The sequence below is a fragment of the Actinomadura sp. CNU-125 genome (assembly GCF_001942465.1).
GTDB lineage: Bacteria > Actinomycetota > Actinomycetes > Streptosporangiales > Streptosporangiaceae > Spirillospora.
The window spans coordinates 99,035-117,499 of the sequence record NZ_MKJY01000444.1; the positions used below are offsets into that span (position 1 = coordinate 99,035).

Consider the following 18,465-nt stretch of genomic DNA (forward strand, 5'->3'; position numbering starts at 1 on the left):
GGTCACGACCGCCCTTCTCCGGTCAGGACTGCGAACACGACCGGGCCGGTGACGCCCCGCACGGTCGTGGCGAACGTGGCGACGCGCAGATCCCCCGAGGCCAGAACGGCCCAGCCGCTCCGGTCGGGGACGCCCGCCGCGGGTGCCGACGCGGTGAGGGGGGCGTCCTGCGGCATCCCTGCCTTCTGCAGGCACTCGACGGCGGTCCAGACCCGCGTCGCCGCGACATCGGCGTCCTCGCTCCGCTCCCGCGCCAGCAGGTCGGCGAGCGCGCGGTGCGGGCCGAGCAGTCCGTCCCATCCGCCGGGCGGCTCGGCCACGGACTCGACGTCACAGGCCGCCGGGCCGTCCGCGGTGACGCACAGGGTGAGGCCCGGACCGTGGGAGGCCGAGACCGTCTTCTCTCCGTCGACCTCCGGGTGCCCGTCCGGCCGGTACCGGACGCCGACCCGGCGGCCCGCGGCCCGCCCGGCCGCCAGGGCGGTCACCGTTCTGCGGTCGTCGCGTCCCGCGACGCCACCGGCCGGATGCGGCTCCACGACGATCGCCGCCCGGACCCCGAGAACCTCTTCGACCGCGCGTTCCAGGTAGGGGCCGAGGAGCGGCGCGGCCCAGGGGCCCTGGCCGTCGGACCTGCCGACGGCCTGGAGGCGGAGGCCTTCCCAGCGCTCGACGACCCGGCCGTCCGCGCCCCTGACGGCGATGTCGTAGACGTAGGTGTCGCCGTGGCGTTCCCGTTCCGTCGCGCAGTACCGCAATCCGGTCGCGCCCGGCGCCCGGTCGGCGACCGGCCAGAGACGCTCGATGCCCGTTGGGAGCAGGGTGGCGTCGGGCACGCACACCTGGTTGCCGTGCATCAGCGCGTCCCGCATCCCGGGATCGCCGAGCAGCAGCCGTCCCGGAAGGAACCCGGCGAACCAGTCCCCCTCGCCGGTGGCCACGTCGGCGTCGACGCGGCGGGCCGCAGCGTGGTGGTAGCCGCGGAGCCTCTGGAACCTGCCGCCCTGGAACAGCACCGTTCCGTACATATCGGCGGCGGGATCCAGCGCGACCATCGGCAGGTCGCCGTCCACCTGCTCCGGCGGGCCCGCAGGGGCGTCCCCGGCGCCGAAACGCAGGCGGGCCCTGAAATGGTCGGCCGCGAATCCCGTCTCGGCGCTGCGGACGACGGCGTCGACGGTGCCGTCCTCGGCGACGACCGCGGCGATCCGGATCGTCGTGCTGCCGTCCGGCGGGACCACGACCGGGCGCGGGAACTCGGCGTGCTCGATCACGGGGGCGTCCTCGCGCCCCGCGGCCGCCGCGCCCACCTGGGCCATGGCCTCCATGCCGAACACGGCGGGGAACAGGAGATTGCCGTCGAAGGCGTGGTCGGCGAGGTAGAGGTCGGTGCCCGGGTTGAGTTCGACCTCGGTGACCAGCTCGATGCCCGGGTAAGAGACCAGGGGCCGCTCCAGGAACCGCAGCAGCGGCGGCTCCGGGCGCTCCCGGCGGACCGTGTCGATGCGGCCCGTGCGGCCGCTGACGACGACGACGCGCGGGGCGTCCGGATCGCCGGCCAGCCGGCGCATCAGCTCCACGCCGGTGTCCGGCGGGATCGCGGTGATGCCGTCGCGGCCGAGGGCGTCCACGACCGAGAGGCGCTCGCCCATGCCGACCCCCGACCACACCGACCACTCCAAGCACAGGCAACGGCAGCCGGGATGGCGTTCGGCCACCTCCTCGGTGAGCCCGGCCAGCCACTCGTTGGCCACGGAGTAATGCGCCTCGCCCGCGAGCCCGGCCCGGCCGATGATGCTGCCGAACGTGACGAGCATGCGCAGCCGCTCCGGGGCGACGGCGTCCAGCACGGTGCGCAGCCCGCCCACCTTGGGGGCGAGGGCGCCGCGCAGGGCCGCCTCGTCGAGGCCGGCCAGCGCGGCCGGTTCGTTGCGTCCCGCCCCGTGCAGGATCGCGGTCACCGGGCCGAGGTCACGGGTCACCTCGGCGACGGCCTCGCGCACCTGGTCCGGATCGGTGACATCGGCGCGGACGAACAGGTCCGCGACCCGTGCCCGGCCATCCGTCCCAGGTTGGCCGCCAGCTCCGCGTCCTCGGCGGGGTCGGACCGGCCCATGATCGCCAGCCGCGCGCCGGTGTCGGCGGCGAGGGCCATGGCGCACTCCGCGGTGATCCCCTTGCCGCCGCCGGTGACCAGCAGGACGTCGTCGCCGCCGAGCGGCGGGCGGGGCTCGCCGGCGGGGGCCGGCAACGGCCGCAGGGTCGGCACGCGCCGGACGCCCGCCGCGTCGTAGACGGCCTCGGAGAATCCGGTGGTGGCCGCCGTCTCGCCGACGATCCACGGCACCGCGTCCGGTGTGCCCGGTACGGTCACCACCGTCACGCGGACCCCCGGTGCCTCCTGACGGAGCGTCTTGGCGATGCCGGCCGCTCCGCGCCCGTGCTGGACGAGGACGAACCGGGTGCCGGTCAGCGCCGCCTTGGCGCCGTCGAGCGCCAGGCGCAGGTCCGGCTCGGTGCAGTCTTCCGGCAGGCAGACCAGCACGCCCGCGCCCAGGCCCGCGGTCTCGAGTCCACGACGCAGCCGGTCGGCGAACGGGTGATCCGCGGAGGCGAACACCTGCCAGGCCCCGTTCTCCCCGGCCGGGCCGGGCCCGGGCGGCGGTTCCTCGGCGAGATCGATCGCGAAGGGGCGCACCCAGGACGCCGCGCCCTCCACCACGGGCGCGAGGTCCGCGCCGGAACCCGTCGCGGCGAGCGTGTCGAGGAACTCGGCGAGCTCGGCGAGGGTGGCCGTGGCGAAGCTGGCCGGTGCGGCGCCGGGCTGGAGTCCCAGCGCGAGCGCCGCCTGGTTCATGATCTGGCCCACGGTGATGGAACTCAGATGCAGGTCGTCGAGCAGCGTGCTGTCACCGCGCACGGCCTCGGCGGGCAACTCGGCGCGCTCCGCCGCCAGGCGCCGCAGGACGTCCAGCGTTCCCTCCCCGTCCGCCGGCTCGACGCCGGGGGCCGGACGGGGCTCGGGGACGAGAACGGTCGCGGGTGCCGGGTCCGGGACCTCCAGCCGCACCTCGGGCGCCTGCTCGCACGGGCTGGCGAAGAAGGAGAACTCGGCGCCGACCTCGAGCGGCCGGACGAGCCGCCCCCGGAAGAGGGCACCGTGGTCGAAGGGCGCGCCGGTCACGTGCGCCGCCGCCGCGACGCGCAGCAGCGAGCCGATGGACTCGTCGTCGGTGTCCAGCGCGACCCCGGGGACGTCGGCGATGTCGGACGCCAGCGCGGTGAGGACCCGGCCGGGACCGACCTCGACCAGGAGGTCCACGTCCTTCGCGAGGAGCCGGAGCGCCTGGCTGAACAGGACCGGGTCGGTGATCTGCCGGCGCAGCAGCGCCGAGACGTCGGTACGGGCGGGCAGGGCCTCCCCCGTGACGGTGGAGACGACCCGCCGCTCGACGAGCCCGAACGAACGCCCGTCCAGCCACTCGCCGAAGGTGCCGGCCGCCGGCGCGACCAGCGGTGAGTGGAAGGCGTGGGAGACCGGGAGGCGGGTGCAGTGGACCTCCGCCCGCTCGGCCCGGCGGGCCGCCTCGGCGATCGCCTCCACGGGGCCGGCCACGACCGTCTGGTTCGGCCCGTTGTGCCCGGCGATGACCACCGGGAGGTCCTCGATCAGAGGGACCACTGCGTCCGGGGACGCGCCGAACCCGGCCATGCCGCCGGCGGTGGCGTGCTCCGCCATCGCGCTGCCGCGCGCGGCGGCCATCGCCGGGAGCGTACCCGCGTCGATCGCGCCCGCCCAGTGCAGCGCCGTGAGCTCACCGAGGCTGTGCCCCACGGCGGCGTCGGCCCGGATGCCCAGCTCGTCCAGGACCCGCAGGCCGGAGAGGGAGCCGGTCACGATGCGCGGCTGCGCGACCTCGGTGGCGGCCATGTCGCCCGTCGCGGGCAACGCGGCCCGCGAGTAGACGTCCTGGGCCGCCGCGAACCGGCGCCGCAGCGCGCCGCCCGTGGTACTCCGGCCCGAACCCTGGCCCGGGAACAGGAAACCGATCCTGGCGGGGCGCGTGACATGTCCGAGGAAACCGGCCCCGCCGGGGGTGACCGACGCGGTCTCCCCCGCGTCGAGGGCCTCGACCAGCCGCCGTAGCCGCTGTTCGGCCTCCGCTGGAGAGGTCATGATCACCGCGGCCCGGTACGGCAGGCCCGTCAGCCGCCGCTGGGCGGCGGCGGCCAGGTCCGCGAGCTGCGCGTAGGAGAGCCCGGGCGTCCAGTCGGCCAGCTCGGCGAGCCGCTCGCGGAGCTCGGCCTCCGAGTCCGCGTCCACGAGCAGCAGCTCGGCGTCCTGCGGCGATGCGACCAGTGCCCGCGCGGTGCCGTCGAGCGACTCCCGGCGCGGTCCGGCGCCCTCCAGCACGATGTGGGTGTTGATGCCGCCGAATCCCATGGCGGTGACGCCAGCGCGCAGCGGGGCTCCGGCGGGCCACGGCTCGCCCTTGCGCAGGACGCGCAGCGCCGCGCCCTCCTCGGTCAGCAGGGGATGCGGGTCCACGCTTCCGGTGCTCGGCGGCAGCACCTGGGCGTCGACGGCCATCACGGCCTTGATGAGCCCGGCCACCCCGGCGGCGGCCTTGGTGTGGCCGATCATGCCCTTGATCGATCCGATCACCGCACGTCCCGCGTCCGGGGCGCTCGCCCTCCGGGCCTCCGTCAGCGCGCTCAGCTCGGTGCGGTCGCCCACCTCGGTACCGGTGCCGTGCCCTTCGAAGAGCGGCACCGTGCCGATGTCGAACCCGGCACGCGCGTAGGCGCGGCGCAGAGCCAGCCGGTAGCCGCCGACCTCGGGCCGCGTGATGCCGCCCTTGCCGTCGGAGGAGATCCCCCATCCGGCGACGGTGGCGTAGCGGCGCCGGTTCTGCAGGCGCGCGTCCGCGTCCCGCATCAGCACGACCATCCCGCAGCCCTCTCCGGGCCAGAACCCGTTGGAGCCGCGGTCGTAGACGCGCATCTCACCGCGTGCGAGCGCGCCCGTCTTGGCGAACCCGATGATCTCGAACGGGTCGATGGACAGGTCCACGCCGCCGGCGACGGCGACGTCGATCTCGCCCTCCTGAAGGGCCCGGCACGCGGTGGCGACGGACAGCAGCGAGGACGAGCACGCGGCGTCGACGGTGTAGCCGCCGCCCTTGAGGTCGTAGAAGTTGCAGATCCGGCCGGCGATCGTGTTCGACAGCCCGCCCGCGAGGGTGTCCTCGTCGACGGGCGGGAACGGGCTCTTGTACCGGCGCTCCAGGTCGTCCATGAACGGAGCCAGCCGCTCGTCCTCCCAGCCGTTCTCGCGCAGTGCCGCGGCGAGCGTCCGGCGGACGTAGGGCCATCGGAGCCGCATCAGGTTCGCCCGGGTGAACTCGCCGGTGAGCGTGTTGCCGACGACGACTCCGGTGCGTTCCGCGGGCAAGCCCTCCGCCGCGGGGAACCCCGCGTCGGCGAGCGCCCGGCCGGCCACGTCCAGAGCGAGCCAGTGGGTGAGGTCGGTGGAGCGGTAGGTGCTCCCGGCGATCCGGTGCCCGACGCGGTCGAAGTCGTAGCCCTCGATCACCGCGGCGTTGGTGGCGTAGAAACGGTCCGGCGCCGCCGGGTCGGGATCCCAGTAGTCCTCGAGGCGCATGCGCTCTTCCGGTAGCCGCCGGAAGGCCCGGCGTCCCGCCAGGACGTTCTCCCACAGTTCGCGCGGCGAGGACGCGTCGGGGTACCGGCACGCCATGCCGACAACGGCGATGTTGGTCATTCGCACTCCCCGTCCGGCGCCGGCCGGTGTCCACCCCGGGTCTCGGGGCTCGTCACCTGGAAGCCATGGGCAGCCGATTCCTCCGGCGTCACAGTGATGCTGCGCGTCTTGCGCCGCTGATTGGCCAAGGCCTTCTCCCTGGATTCGGACCCAGTCGGGTGTCTAGGAGCCGAATCTGCCGTACCGCCGTTCATTCGGCCACTTCGGACGTGCTTGAGCGTGCAATGGAGCAAACGGTCGAGAAGTTCGGCGTGAAAGCGGCAAGAATTTCGGCAGCAATTTTGCGGAAAATCACTCGCAGCGTGCTCTGGTGCCCATGGTGCCGCGGCTCCGGCGGGAACGACGTCCGCGCCGTTCTCTGCAGAGCCTCATGATTCCGCACGGTCGGCCTATTGCGGCCGATGGACCGAAAAAACGCACGATCCGAGTTGGTGGCCCCTGCGGATCTGGATTTCTATCGGGTGGAGTCGGCCGCATCCCATGAGGCGTGCGGTGAGCGAGAGGAAAATGCGAATGGCAGAGGTCGAGAACGTCAAGGCGGTCTCCGGGGTCCGTCCCCCGGAGGTGTTTCCGGCCAGGCGCGGGCTCGCGGTGGTGCTCAGCTTCCTGGCCGGATTCCTCCTCACCGTGGTGTGGTCGGCGGAGTTCGTCGACGACGTCATCGGGCAGAACACCACCAGCACCCTGCTGGGGCACGAGGCGGAGGGGACACAGATCGGGGGGCTGATCGCGGGGGCCGCCTTCGCGTTCGCGTCGGGTCTGGGCGGCACGTTCACCGCCTGCAACATCGCGGCGCTCGGGGCGGTGGCCCCGGTGATGGGGCAGGGCTCCTCACTCGGGCGACGCTTCCGGGCGACGGTCCGGCCGCTGCTGTGGCTGGCCGCGGGGGCGATCTTCGTCTCGGCCGTCTACGGCTGCGTGGTCGCGGTCGCCGGCACGCACATGCCGCAGTACTCGACCACCCCCAGCGGGAGCGGCCTGTCTCCGCGCAGCATCCAGTCGATGGTCGTGTTCGGCGTCATCGGGCTGGTGCTCGTCTACCTGGGGCTGGCCGCTCTGGGTCTCGTCCCGGACCCGCTCGGCCGCTTCCCCCACGGGCGCATGCTCGTCATGGGCGGACTGATCGGGGGCTTCCTCATCGGACGTCCGTACGGGCTCTACCGGCAGTTGTTCCGCGACGTGGCGGACGAAGGCAACGTGCTCTACGGAGCCGGCGCCTTCGCGCTCCAGTCGGTGGGCAACATCGCCGTCTTCTCCGTGATCTTCGTCGCCCTGACGCTCGCCGCCGGACGACGGCTCAGCGGCTGGCTCGTGGCCAAGCCCGGGCGGATCGCGCTCATCACCGGCGCGATGCTCATCGCGGCCGGCGTCTTCACCGTCCTCTACTGGGACGTCCGCCTGCTCGCCCGCCGGGACCTGATCTGGTACCCGCTCGCGCCCTGGACGTGAGCCCGCGGACCGCGCGGACGATCGAGGCGGGAAACGCGCCGTCCCGAGGCGGAGAACGCCCGCCCACCGGCCCTCGGACCGGTTTCGAATGGGCGCCGGGATCGCCGATGCCGGTCCGAGGTCGCAGATCCCCATTCAATCCTGTACCGGAGGTGACCTGTTCCGAATTCTCGAACGTGCTCAACAAATACGCACAGAAAGAGTAGCGGGGCGCTGACCCGTCCTGCCTAGATTTAGGCGACATCTCGTTGCGGCCGGGGACGGTCAGCGGATTCCCCGGGCCTCGGATTGGGGTATGGATTGACCGCAGCATTGCGAAAGCTGGCTCGCCGCGTACTCACGCCCGACGAGTCGGAGACCAGCCTGGCGAAGCGGGGTTTTCACGTTAAGAACTCCGAGGCCAAGCGGGTACTGGAAACGGTCGGTCACAATTTCTTGGCCGGCTACGCGCATGCCGTCGAAGCGGGGACGCCCGAAGCGCTTCCCGCACGCCTGGACTCCATCCCGGCCCGTTACCGGGGATTCGCCTACGAGGGCGCCGGGATGGGCTTCGCGATGGTCGATGCGCTGACGTTCTCGCGCTCCCGTCGAGTCCGCGCCTTCCTGACGGGAGCCGGCGAGCCGCACATCTACATGGCCTACATCGGTGTGGGCTGGGCGATGGCGCGCCTGCCGAGGTTCCTGTGGCCGAAGCCCCCGCCGGACCCTCTCCTGCAGTGGTTCGTCCCGGAGGGATACGGCTTCCACCAGGCCTACTTCCGCACCGACGAGTATGTCCGGCGGCACCGGCGGAGCACCGTCCGCTGGCCGTTCGACGACCCGCACGGGTACGCGGGCCACGCGTTCGACCAGGGGATAGGACGGGCTCTGTGGTTCGTCGGCGGCACCGATCCCGACGTGGTGGCCGGGCTGGTCGAGGAGTTCGGACCCGAGCGGCGCGCGACCTGTACTCCGGTGTCGGTCTCGCCGCCACCTACGCGGGGTCCGCCACCGAGGACGAGCTGGTGCTGCTGCAGAAGCGGGCGGGCGAGCACCGCCGCTGGCTGGCGCAGGGAAGCGCCTTCGCGGCGGAGGCCCGGCGGCGCGCCGGGCTCGAGACGCCGCACACGGCGGTCGCCACCGGGGTCTTCTGCGAGACGCCCCCGGACGAGGCCGCGCAGATCTGCGTCGACCTCCGCCCGGCGCCGGGCCGAGGCGACGACCACGGAACCGGCCCCGCCTTCGAGCGGTGGCGGCAGGACATCGCAGGCAAGTTCGCATCCCAGGGGAGGTACTGATCCGTGACCACGACACGACGTCTGGTCCGCCAGCTACCGGGGGCCATCGCCCTCGGCCTGGTGGTGGTCATGTTCTTCGTCGTCCGGCTGCCCGAGGCTCCGGCGGCGGACAAGAGCGCGGTGGCGGCCCGCTACGGGTTCGCGCCGATGAACATCGCGCTGCCCGGCGGGTATCCGCAGCAGACGATCCGGAAGGTCAACAAGGACTACGAGCACATCGACGCCTGGATCTCCTCCGTCGGAGCCGGGGTCGCGATGAACGACCTCGACGGTGACGGGCTGCCGAACGACCTGTGCATCAGCGACCCGCGGATCGACAAGGTGGTGGTGACCCCGGCGCCCGGTGAACGTTCCGGACGGTACGCGCCGTTCGCGCTGGGCACCGGCTCGCTGCCCATGAGCGACACCATGGCCCCCATGGGCTGTGCGCCCGCCGACTTCAACGAGGACGGCCGCATGGACCTGCTCGTCTACATGTGGGGCCGGACACCGATCGTCCACCTGGCGAAGCCCGACGCGGAGAAGTTCGGCGCCGGTGCGTACGTTCCGACGGAACTCGTCCCGAACGTCGGCGACCAGGCGTACACCGGGCCGCAGTGGAACTCCAACGCCGTGGCGATCGACGACTTCGACGGCGACGGGCACTACGACATCTACCTGGGCAACTACTTCCCGCACGGCCCGGTCCTCGATCCCCGCAAGAGCGGCGGCGTGGCGATGAACCGTTCACTGTCCAACGCCACCAACGGCGGGGATGACTACTTCTTCCGCTGGACCGGCGCCACCAGCGGCGACCGGCCCTCGGTCCGGTTCCAGCAGATCGACGGCGCGCTGCCGCGCGACATCTCCAAGGGCTGGGTGCTCGCCGCCGGTGGCAACGACCTGGACGGCGACCAGCTCCCCGAACTCTACATAGCCCAGGACCACGGCAAGGACGCCCTGCTCTACAACATCTCCAAGCCCGGCAAGATCGAGTTCGAGGTCGTGCACGGGGCCCGCGGACCCGGACTGCCCAAGTCCATGCGGATCGGCGACGACTCGTTCAAGGGGATGGGCATCGACTTCGCCGACTTCGACCACGACGGCCTCTACGACATGTTCGTCAGCAACATCACGACCTCGTTCGGCATCCAGGAGAGCAACCTCCACTTCTTCAACACCGCCAAGAACCAGGCGGAGCTCCGGGCCAAGCTGCAGGACGGCGACGCGCCCTGGACGGATCGCAGCGCGGAGCTCGGCACCGCGTGGTCCGGGTGGGCCTGGGACGCCAAGATCGCCGACTTCGACAACAGCGGCGACCCCGCGATCGTCCAGACCACCGGTTTCGTCAAGGGCGACGTCAACCGCTGGCCGCAGCTGCAGGAGCTCGCCGCGTCCAACGACATGGTGCTGGATAACCCGTACTGGTGGCCGCACGTCACCGCGGGCGACGACATCGCCGGCAACCAGCGGCTGGCCTTCTTCGCCAAGGAGAAGGACGGCGACTACCAGAACGTGGCCGACGTCCTCGGCCTGGCGATCCCGGTCCCCACGCGAGGGGTCGCCGTGGGCGACGCGGACGGCGACGGGCGGCTCGACATGGCTGTCGCCCGGCAGTGGGACGAGCCCGTCTTCTACCGCAACACGAGCCCGGCCTCGAACTCCTATCTCACCCTGGACCTGACCCACGACACCGACGCGGCAGAAGGCTCGGGCCGCGAGCCCGGTGGTCGGCGCCCAGGTGACAGTGACCACCCCCGACGGACGCAAGCACCTCGCCCGCGTCGACGGCGGCAGCGGTCACTCCGGCAAGCGCAGCAACGAGGTGCACATCGGCCTCGGGCCGCGGGTGAGCGGCCCCGTCCAGGTCCACCTGAGCTGGCGGGACCGCGACGGCCAGGTCCGAGAACAGGACCTGCGGCTCGCCCCCGGACGGCACTCGCTGCGGCTCGGCACACAGGCCAAGGAGGCGTGACGGACATGTCGTCCACCAAGTCGTCCACCAAACCCGCACCCCCGCGCCATGACCCGAAGGTCGCCAAGGCGCTGCGGAACTTCGCGATCTCCATCTCGGTGTTCAACATCCTCGGTTACACCATCCTCGGATTCGAGCAGCCGTGGACGTGGCCGTTCATCGCCATCGTCGCCGCCTACGCGTTCGAGACGCTGCTGGAGGCCATCGGCGCCTGGGCGGAAGGCCGCCCGCCCCGCTTCCTCGGCAACGGCTGGCGGGGCGTCCTCGAGTTCCTGTACCCGGCGCACATCACCGCCCTCGCGGTGAACATGCTGACCTACGTCAACGACAAGGTCTGGGTCATGGTCTTCGGGGTCCTGGTCGCGGTCGGCGCCAAATGGGTGCTGCGCGCGCCCGTCCGGGGACGGATGCGCCACTACATGAACCCGTCCAACTTCGGCATCACCGTGATCCTGCTGCTGTTCCCGTGGGCGAGCATCGCGCCGCCGTACCACTTCACCGAGCGGTTCGGCCCGCCCGTCGACTGGCTGGTCCCGGCGATCATCCTGGGTGCGGGCACCATGCTCAACGCCAAGCTCACCGGACGGATGTGGCTGATCGCCGGCTGGCTCTCCATGTACGTCGTGCAGGCCATCGTCCGCGGCGTGTTCCTGGACACCTCGATTCCCGCCGCGCTGATCATGATGACGGGCGTCGCGTTCGTGCTCTACACGAACTACATGGTGACCGACCCCGGCACCAGCCCGTCCGCACCGGCCTCGCAGTTCGCCTTCGGCGGCGGCATCGCGATCGTCTACGGCTGCCTCACCGGCGCCAGCATCGCCTACGGCCTGTTCTTCGCGACCGCGCTGGTCTGCCTCATCCGCGGCCTGTTCCTGTGGGCGCTGCACCTGTCCGCCAAGTCGCGAGAGCAGCGCGCCGCCATGGAGGCCGCCGCGGCCGGCACCGGACCGGAGGTCGCCGGTCCGTCCGGCAACGGCCGTCCCGACACCGGCAGGGAAGCCGTCCCCGCGTGACTCTGCTCCACTCCACCTGACCGCAAGTGCGTGCCCCGGCTCACGGGAGCCGGGGCACGCCACGCTCGTGTCCGGGACGACCCGAAAACTTACTACGTAAAGGCGTCCGGCCGGTTCAAGGCGAACACCCTCAGTAACGGTCGTGATGAAGGAACTCGTTCACGTACTTCTGCCTGCCGAGCGGTGCGAGGTCGAGGTAGTGATAGGTGCCGAGGAGCCCTTCGAGGCCGCGCCCGTAGGCGGAGTACGTGTGGTGCACATCGTCGCCGTCCCGGAGGAACACGCTGGCACCGTGGGCCTCGCCGCTCGCGAAGTGCGCCAGCCCCTGCCGCTCGAGCGTCTCCGCGTCCTTGTAGTTGTACTCGACGGGGGCGATGGCGGCGTCGTTCGAGACGTGGAAGTCGTAGTTGAAGTCGCTCTTGTACGAGGAGAGCCACGGCACGGTCCACCCCATGCGCGCCTTGAAGGGCTCGATCTTGCTCAGCGGCGCGCGGGACACCAGGACGAGTGACGTGTCGGCACCGTGCAGATGAGCGAGGTGGCCGATGTTGTCCACGAGGAGCGAGCAGCTCGGGCAGCCTTCGTCCCAGCTCGGGTCGAACATGAAGTGGTAGACGATGAGCTGCCGGCGTCCCTCGAAGAGGTCCGCCAGCCGTACCGGACCGGACGGACCTTCGAGCTCGTATTCCTTGTCGAGCCTGACCATCGGCAGCGCACGGCGCTGAGCGTCGACGGCGTCCTTCGCCCGGGTGGCCTCCTTCTCCTTCGCGAGCAACTCCTTGCGGGCGCGCAGCCATTCCTCACGTGACACGACCGGGGGCAGCGGCATGTGGCCTCCTTCGAAGGCTCTCGTTCGCGTGGACCGACTCCGCGGGCGACGGGAACTCATCGCCCCGAGAGCGGGGGATCACGACACCGATGTGCCCGCTCGGGTGCGGCAGATGGGGCGGCTGACCGCTTCCGGACGGCGGGCACGCCGTTCCGGCCGCTGCGAACCGCGCGGCCCGCCGCAGACGAGTCGCCGAGGAGCCCGCCGAACGCGGCGGTGTCGGCGAGCCGGGTGCGGCGGGTGGCGGCGGTCTTTCCGGCGCGCAGCCACGCCGCGACCGTCGGCCAGCTCGCGCCGGGCCCGGTGCGGGGCAGCCGGTCGATGAGGTCGACGTCGGCACCGGGCACCTCTCCGGCGTCGCCGCGCCGCCGGGGCGACAGGGGGTGTCGGTAAGACTCGTGCAGCCAGGTACAGGGGTTTGGGTTAGGCCAGGTCAGCGGGGCGTCGGGGCATCTTTCGCGGTTCGGGTGACGTGCTGGATCTTGTGCGGTCAGTATTGATCCGGATTCGTAGGGTTTGCGGCGGTCGGCGGGAGGGCAGCCGCGGCTTGGGAGAGAGTCGGATGCCGTGGCGCGCACGTTGGATGAAGACGAGCTGGTCGGGAACTGGACGCTGGTCGGGGGCGAGTTGGCGTTGTTGTCGAACCGGCGGGCGCCGACGAAGCTGGCGTTCGCGTTGATGCTGCGCTTTTACGCGTTGCATGGCCGGTTCCCCAAGGGTCGGCACGAGCTGCCGGATCAGGCCGTCGGCTATGTGGCGCGGCTGGTCAAGGTCTCCGAGGCGGATCTGGCGTTGTATGAGTGGGATGGCCGGACGAGCAAGGGGCATCGCAGGGAGATCCGCGACTATTTCGGGTTCCGGGAGTGCGGCCTCGCGGACTCGGACAAGGCGGCGTTGTGGCTGGCCGCGAACGTGTGCGACAAGGAGCGGCGGGCGGATCGGGTTCGGGAGGCGCTGCTGGCGCACCTGTGGGAGGAGAAGCTTGAACAGCCCGCCCCGGACCGCATCCGGCGCATCATCGGTTCTGCGATCAGCCAGGCGGAGAAGGCGCAGACCGCGTTGATCGCCGGCCGGGTACCGCAGGAGGCGGCGGCCCGGATGCTCGCGCTGATTGCGCACAGCGCGGACCCGGGCGCTGAGGAGGACGGCGGCGGTCAGGACGGGGATGCGTTGTTCGACGCGGCGGAGGTGAGTGGTGTCGACTTGTTCACGGCGATCCGCGAGGAGCCGGGCAACGTCAGTGTGAAGACGATCGAGCGGGAGGTGTTCAAGCTCCGCGCGATCCGGCAGATCGGCTTGCCGGATGGGTTGTTCGCTGATGTCGCACCGAAGATTCTCGCGTCCTGGCGGGCGCGGGTGGCGGCCGAGGCGCCCTCGCATCTGCGCTCCCATCCGCCCGGCATCCAGGTGACGCTGCTGGCGGCGTACCTGTACTGCCGGGGCCGGGAGATCACCGACACGCTGGTGGACCTGCTGATCGCCACGGTGCACCGGATCAACGCCCGTGCCGAAACCAAGGTCGTCGGTGACTTCGTGGCGGAGCTGAAGCGGGTGTCGGGCAAGGAGAACATCCTGTTCAAGATGGCCGAGGCCGCGCTGGAGGCGCCGGAGGAGCGGGTCGAGGACGTCATCTATCCGGCGGTGCCCGGCGGTTGCAAGACGCTGGTGTCGCTGCTGCACGAGTACAAGGCCAAAGGCAGCTCGTACCGGCAGCACAAGCAGCGGGTGTTCAAGGCCTCCTACACCAACCACTACCGCACGGGCCTGATCCAGATCATCGAGGCCCTGGAGTTCGGGTCGACCAACACGGTGCACGCGCCGATGATGACCGCGCTTGCGTTGATCAAGCGGTACAAGGCCGAGGCGGGCAGCAACCGGGTCAAGTGCTACGCGGTTGGCGAGAGCGTCCCGGTCGAGGGGATCGTCGCGCCCGAGCTGGTGGAGTTGCTGTACCGGGCCGACAGCAAGCGGCGTCGGCGGATCCTGCGCAGTGTGTACGAGTGCGGGGTGTTCCAGACGCTGCGGGAGAAGCTGCGGTGCAAGGAGATCTGGGTGGAGGGCGCTGACCGGTGGCGCAACCCCGACGACGACCTGCCCGCCGACTATGAGCAGCGGCGGGCCGAGAACTACGCCAAGCTCCGCAAGCCGCTGGATGCGCAGGTGTTCATCGAGGAGATGCGCGCCGAACTGGACCACGAGCTGTCGCAGCTGAACGACGCGCTGGGCGGCAAGGGGCTGCGCTGGCTGAAGATCTCCGACCGCAAGAGTGGCGCGATCCAGCTCACGCCCCTGGAAGCGGCGCCCGAGCCGATCAATCTGCGGCGGCTCAAGGCCGCGATCCGGGTCCGGTGGGGTGTGGTCCCGCTGATGGACATGCTCGCCGAGACCGCGCTGCGCACCGGCTGCCTGCAGGCCCTCACCCCGGTCGGGGTGCAGAACCACCTCGACCCGCAGGCGCTGTTCGAGCGGCTGCTGCTGGTCATCTACGCCTACGGCACCGGGACCGGGATCCGCGCGGCCGCGGCTGGTGACCACGACCACGCAGAGGACGACCTGCGGTACGTGCGGCGCCGGTTCCTGACCGTGGAGGGCTGCCGGGAGGTGGCGCGGGTCATAGCCAACGCCACCTTCTCCGCCCGCCACGCCGGCCTGTGGGGCGAGGGCACGAGTTCGGTCGCCTCGGATTCCACCCACTTCTCGGCCTATGACCAGAACATCTTCACCGAGTGGCACTCGCGGTACCGGCGGGCCAAGAGAGGCGTGTTGATCTACTGGACGGTGGAGACGTCCGGGGCGATGGCCGTGCACTCCCAGCTGATCGCCTGCTCGGCGTCGGAGGTGCACGCGATGGTCGAGGGCGCGATGCGGCACGGCACCGACATGGAGATCGAGCAGAATTTCGTCGACTCCCATGGCGCCACCTTCGTCGGGTTCGGCATCACTCGGCTGCTGGACTTCGACCTGGTCGCCCGGTTCAAGCAGATCAACACGATGAAGCTGTACGTGCCCGGGCGGGGCGATGAGTTCTCCTACCCGCTGCTCGGGCCGGCGCTGACCCGGCCGATCCGGTGGGACATCATCGCCACCAACTACGACCTGATGATGAAGTACGCCACCGCGATCCGGCTGCGCACCGCCACCACCGAGGCGCTGCTGCGCCGCTTCACCTCCGAGACCACCCACCCGGCCTACGCCGCGATGCTGGAGGTCGGCCGCGCCCAACGCTCGATCTTCCTGGCCCGCTACCTGCGCGACCGGGACCTGCAGCGCGAGACCGAGTCCGGGTTGAACGTGGTGGAGAACTACAACGGCCTGGGCGACTACATCCGCTTCGGCAAGCGCGGCGAGCTGGCCTCCAATCGCAAGGAGGAACAGGAACTGGGCATGCTGTGCCTGCACATCCTTCAGTCGGCGCTCGGCTACATCAATACGTTGATGATCCAGGACACTCTCGCGCTGCCCGAGTGGCAGGACGTGCTCACCGACGCTGACCAGCGCGGCCTCACGCCCGTCTTCCACACCAACATGACCCCGTACGGGGAGATCCAGCTCAACCTCGACAAGCGTCTGGCGCTGTCGGCGATCGACGGCTCCGGTCGGCCGGCAGGGCCGTGACATGTCGTCATGATGGGGGGCAAGGTCCGGCGGCCCGCCGCTCGGGCCGCTACCGGCCCGGGTGCCGGGGGGCGGTCATGGCGGCGCGGGGCGGATCAGCAGCAGTGATCGTCGGGCGGCGTGGTGGCCGAGGCGCGCTGGGCGGTGTCGTGCCGGTCGCGCCGGTTCTTGGTCTGGGCGGGCCCGGTGACGGGGGCGTGTAGACGGTGGCGCAGGGCGAGGGCCCCTGCGGTGAGGACGGTGATCGCCGCGAGCACGGCGACGAAGGTGCTGTGGGCCTGGAGCCAGGTGGAGACGGTGGCCGAGAAGCGGGCCAGGGCGCCGCCGCTGGTGGCGGTGCTGCTGCCGGTGGCTGCCGGGTACCAGTACCAGGCCAGGTAGGCGCCGGTGAGGACCAGGACGGCGGCGGTGATGCGGGGGCCGTACCGGGCGAGTGCGGTGATGCGCCGGGTCAGGGCGGTGCCGGCTGCTGCGGTGGTGACGGCGACCAGGAGCAGCACGGTGGCGGACCCGGCGGCGTAGGCGGCGAAGACGCCCAGCAGTCCCGTGTAGCTGGCGGTGGCCTGGGCCTGGGCGATCACGGCCAGCAGCACGCCGAAGGTGCATGACAGGGACGCGGCCGCGTAACCGACGCCGAAGGCGGCCATGCGCCGGGTGGTGGGTGGGCCTTGGACCGTCCGGCTGCGGGCGCCGGGCAGGTGAAGGGTCGGGGAGCGGCCGGTGAGCATGGCCAGGCCGAGCAGCAGCAGCACAAGGCCGGTGGCCAGTCCCAGCCAGGGGGCGGCGGAGATCAGAGCGCGGGCTCCGGCGCTGACGATGAGTCCGGCGGCGGTGAGTGTTCCGGCGAACCCGAGCGTCAGCGCGGCTCCGGAGCGCAGGGCGCGGCCCAGCCGCACCGGAAGCGGCCAGGTGCCGGCGTCGCCGAGGGTGTAGGTGATCCAGGCGGGCAGCAGGGCGAACCCGCAGGGGTTGACCGGGGCGATCATCCCGGCGGCGAACGCGAGGGCGAGCAGGCCGTTCACTTCGCGCCGGACTGGTGCAGGGCGGCCTGGATCGTCTCGGGGCCGGGGTCGGTGGCCCGGTAGGCGACCTTCCCGGCCGGGTCGACGACGATCAGCGTGGACAGCGCGGCGACCTGGTACCGCCGGGCCAGTGTGGCGGTGGTGTCGATGGCCGCGGGCAGTTGGGGGGCGTTGATGTAGGTGAGGAACTGCCGGATCGTCTGCGGCGATTCGCTGGGATCCATGTCCACCGCGAGGACGCCCGCCTTGCCGCTGAGCGCTTTGCCCGCCGTGGCCAGGGACTTGGCGCCGCCTGCGCATTCACCGCAGCCGACGGTGAAGAAGAACAGCGCGGTGGGCTTGTCGCCGGGCACGGTGATCTTCTCGCCTGCGATGGTGGTGATCTGGGTGCCCTTGGGGGCGCCGGGGCGGGTGGCCGCACCGGCGGCAGAAGGGCTGGTGGGGGCGTTGTGCGAGCCGCAGGCCGTGGCGCCTGCCGCGAGAGCGGCGGCGGCGAGGGTGAGGAGGGTGGGGCGGCGGGGCCTGAGGATGGTCATCGGGAGCGGGGGCCTTCCTGGTCGGCCGGGGCGTGGAAGCGGTCCCGGTCGGTGGGGTGCTTGGTGGATCCGGTGGGCGGGCAGCAGGCATCGCGGTGTCTGTGGCCGCGCCGGAGGCGGCGACGGACGAGGGTGGTCACGGCGGCCGCCAGGACGAGCACCGCGGCGGCGATCACCCAGAGGTTGCCGAGGAGGCCGCCGACGGCGCCGAGGGCGCCGGCGGCGATGAGGGCGGGTCCGGCGCAGCAGGCGATCATCAGCAGGGCGGCACCGATCCCGGCGGCGGCCGGGCCGGCGCCGGAGGGGGCGGAGCGGTTGCGGCCTGGGAGCCGGTGGATGCCGGGCATGACGCGTGGTGCTCCTTGCGGGTCAGCTCTGGCTGTCGGGGATGCGGGTGCAGCAGGTCAGGGCGGAGGCGTTGTCGGCGGCCAGGGAGCGGGCCAGGACGATCAGGTCGGCCACGCGCGGGTCGCCGACGGAGTAGCGCAGTCTCCGGCCGTCGCGGCGGGCGGTGAGGTAGCCGCAGTCGACCAGGCAGGACAGGTGCACCGACACCCGCGGCTGGGAGATGCCGGCGTGCGCGACGCAGTCGGCGGAGGTGCGCTCGCCGCCGAGGATGTACTCCAGCAGCTTGAGCCGGGTGGGGTCGGCCAGGGCGCGGAAGAACTTCGCCACCGTGTCCAGGTGGGCGCACGGCACCTGATCTGAAGCGTCGCGGGCATCTGACGCATCGCGGGCGGTGGGGACGGGCGCTGGAGCGCGGTCTTGCATAGGGGCCTCCACAACGGGAACTATTCGCCTGTCCGCATAGTATGGTGCCAGTGAAGTATTCGGCAAGGCGCATAGAAGCGGTCCCGGCCATGCGGGGCCCCGCACGTGAGGGGGTGCTGCGGTGAACGCAGTGGGCAGCGGATACGACCTGGCGGTCATCGGCTCGGGCGGCGGGGCGTTCGCCGCGGCGATCGCCGCGCGGCGCAAGGAC

The 18,465-nt window shown here is 71.5% G+C and carries 11 protein-coding genes and 1 pseudogene; 4 read left to right on the forward strand and 8 right to left on the reverse strand.

The features are described 5' to 3' along the window. Positions 1-2: 2 nt before the first annotated feature. Together BJF79_RS63485 and BJF79_RS37085 are read right to left on the reverse strand one after the other, a co-directional pair. Positions 3-2,003: a polyketide synthase dehydratase domain-containing protein gene (locus tag BJF79_RS63485; RefSeq protein WP_262403127.1), complete on the reverse strand. Its 2,001-nt coding sequence runs from the start codon at positions 2,001-2,003 to the stop codon at positions 3-5. Next, positions 1,979-5,785 carry a type I polyketide synthase gene (locus BJF79_RS37085; RefSeq protein WP_262403128.1) on the reverse strand — a complete coding sequence of 1,269 codons (3,807 nt, stop codon included), beginning with the start codon at positions 5,783-5,785 and terminating at the stop codon, positions 1,979-1,981. The genes BJF79_RS63485 and BJF79_RS37085 overlap by 25 nt, the downstream gene beginning before the upstream one ends. A 513-nt stretch (positions 5,786-6,298) precedes the next feature. Here BJF79_RS37085 and BJF79_RS37090 point away from each other — a divergent pair. The 3 genes and pseudogenes from BJF79_RS37090 (at position 6,299) to BJF79_RS63490 (ending at position 10,465) form a co-directional block, all read left to right on the forward strand. Then, positions 6,299-7,234 carry a hypothetical protein gene (locus BJF79_RS37090; RefSeq protein WP_262403129.1) on the forward strand — a complete coding sequence of 312 codons (936 nt, stop codon included), beginning with the start codon at positions 6,299-6,301 and terminating at the stop codon, positions 7,232-7,234. Between the two features lie 312 nt (positions 7,235-7,546). Continuing rightward, positions 7,547-8,511 (forward strand): annotated as a pseudogene (locus BJF79_RS37095) (DUF1702 family protein). Positions 8,512-10,237: 1,726 nt separating this feature from the next. Further along, positions 10,238-10,465 (forward strand): ASPIC/UnbV domain-containing protein, encoded by a 228-nt coding sequence (locus BJF79_RS63490; protein WP_262403133.1) that lies wholly within the window; start codon positions 10,238-10,240, stop codon positions 10,463-10,465. A gap of 1,146 nt (positions 10,466-11,611) precedes the next feature. Here the strand turns inward: BJF79_RS63490 and BJF79_RS37110 are convergent. Together BJF79_RS37110 and BJF79_RS37115 are read right to left on the reverse strand one after the other, a co-directional pair. Further along, a complete protein-coding gene (locus BJF79_RS37110) occupies positions 11,612-12,310 on the reverse strand; it encodes a DUF899 domain-containing protein (protein ID WP_075904422.1) in 699 nt (232 codons plus the stop codon). A gap of 56 nt (positions 12,311-12,366) precedes the next feature. After that, positions 12,367-12,657, reverse strand: coding sequence for a hypothetical protein (locus BJF79_RS37115; RefSeq protein WP_075904424.1), 291 nt, complete (start codon positions 12,655-12,657; stop codon positions 12,367-12,369). Between the two features lie 232 nt (positions 12,658-12,889). Between BJF79_RS37115 and BJF79_RS37120 the strand changes: the two genes are divergently transcribed. Continuing rightward, complete coding sequence (locus tag BJF79_RS37120) at positions 12,890-15,925, forward strand: Tn3 family transposase (RefSeq protein ID WP_262403130.1); 3,036 nt, start codon at positions 12,890-12,892, stop codon at positions 15,923-15,925. 95 nt (positions 15,926-16,020) lie between these two features. On the opposite strand, the gene BJF79_RS37125 is transcribed toward BJF79_RS37120, so the two are convergent. The 4 genes from BJF79_RS37125 to BJF79_RS37140 are packed head-to-tail and all read right to left on the reverse strand — an operon-like array spanning position 16,021 to position 18,182. Next, entirely contained in the window at positions 16,021-16,947 is a 927-nt protein-coding gene (locus BJF79_RS37125; protein WP_075904428.1) for a cytochrome c biogenesis CcdA family protein, read from the reverse strand. Further along, positions 16,944-17,483, reverse strand: a complete 540-nt coding sequence (locus BJF79_RS37130; RefSeq protein WP_075904429.1) for a TlpA family protein disulfide reductase — start codon at positions 17,481-17,483, stop codon at positions 16,944-16,946. Before BJF79_RS37130 ends, BJF79_RS37125 begins: the two co-directional genes overlap by 4 nt. Further along, complete coding sequence (locus tag BJF79_RS37135) at positions 17,480-17,830, reverse strand: hypothetical protein (protein WP_075904431.1); 351 nt, start codon at positions 17,828-17,830, stop codon at positions 17,480-17,482. The genes BJF79_RS37130 and BJF79_RS37135 overlap by 4 nt, the downstream gene beginning before the upstream one ends. Before the next feature lie 22 nt (positions 17,831-17,852). After that, a complete protein-coding gene (locus tag BJF79_RS37140) occupies positions 17,853-18,182 on the reverse strand; it encodes an ArsR/SmtB family transcription factor (RefSeq protein WP_075904432.1) in 330 nt (109 codons plus the stop codon). Positions 18,183-18,465: the final 283 nt, after the last annotated feature.

Excerpts from the sequence above, each read along its gene's own strand:
- BJF79_RS37135 (WP_075904431.1), bottom strand. The coding sequence starts at position 17,830 with ATGCCCGGCATCCACCGGCTCCCAGGCCGCAACCGCTCCGCCCCCTCC.
- BJF79_RS37085 (WP_262403128.1), bottom strand. The coding sequence starts at position 5,785 with ATGACCAACATCGCCGTTGTCGGCATGGCGTGCCGGTACCCCGACGCG.
- BJF79_RS37130 (WP_075904429.1), bottom strand. The coding sequence starts at position 17,483 with ATGACCATCCTCAGGCCCCGCCGCCCCACCCTCCTCACCCTCGCCGCC.
- BJF79_RS37090 (WP_262403129.1), top strand. The coding sequence starts at position 6,299 with ATGGCAGAGGTCGAGAACGTCAAGGCGGTCTCCGGGGTCCGTCCCCCG.
- BJF79_RS37110 (WP_075904422.1), bottom strand. The coding sequence starts at position 12,310 with ATGCCGCTGCCCCCGGTCGTGTCACGTGAGGAATGGCTGCGCGCCCGC.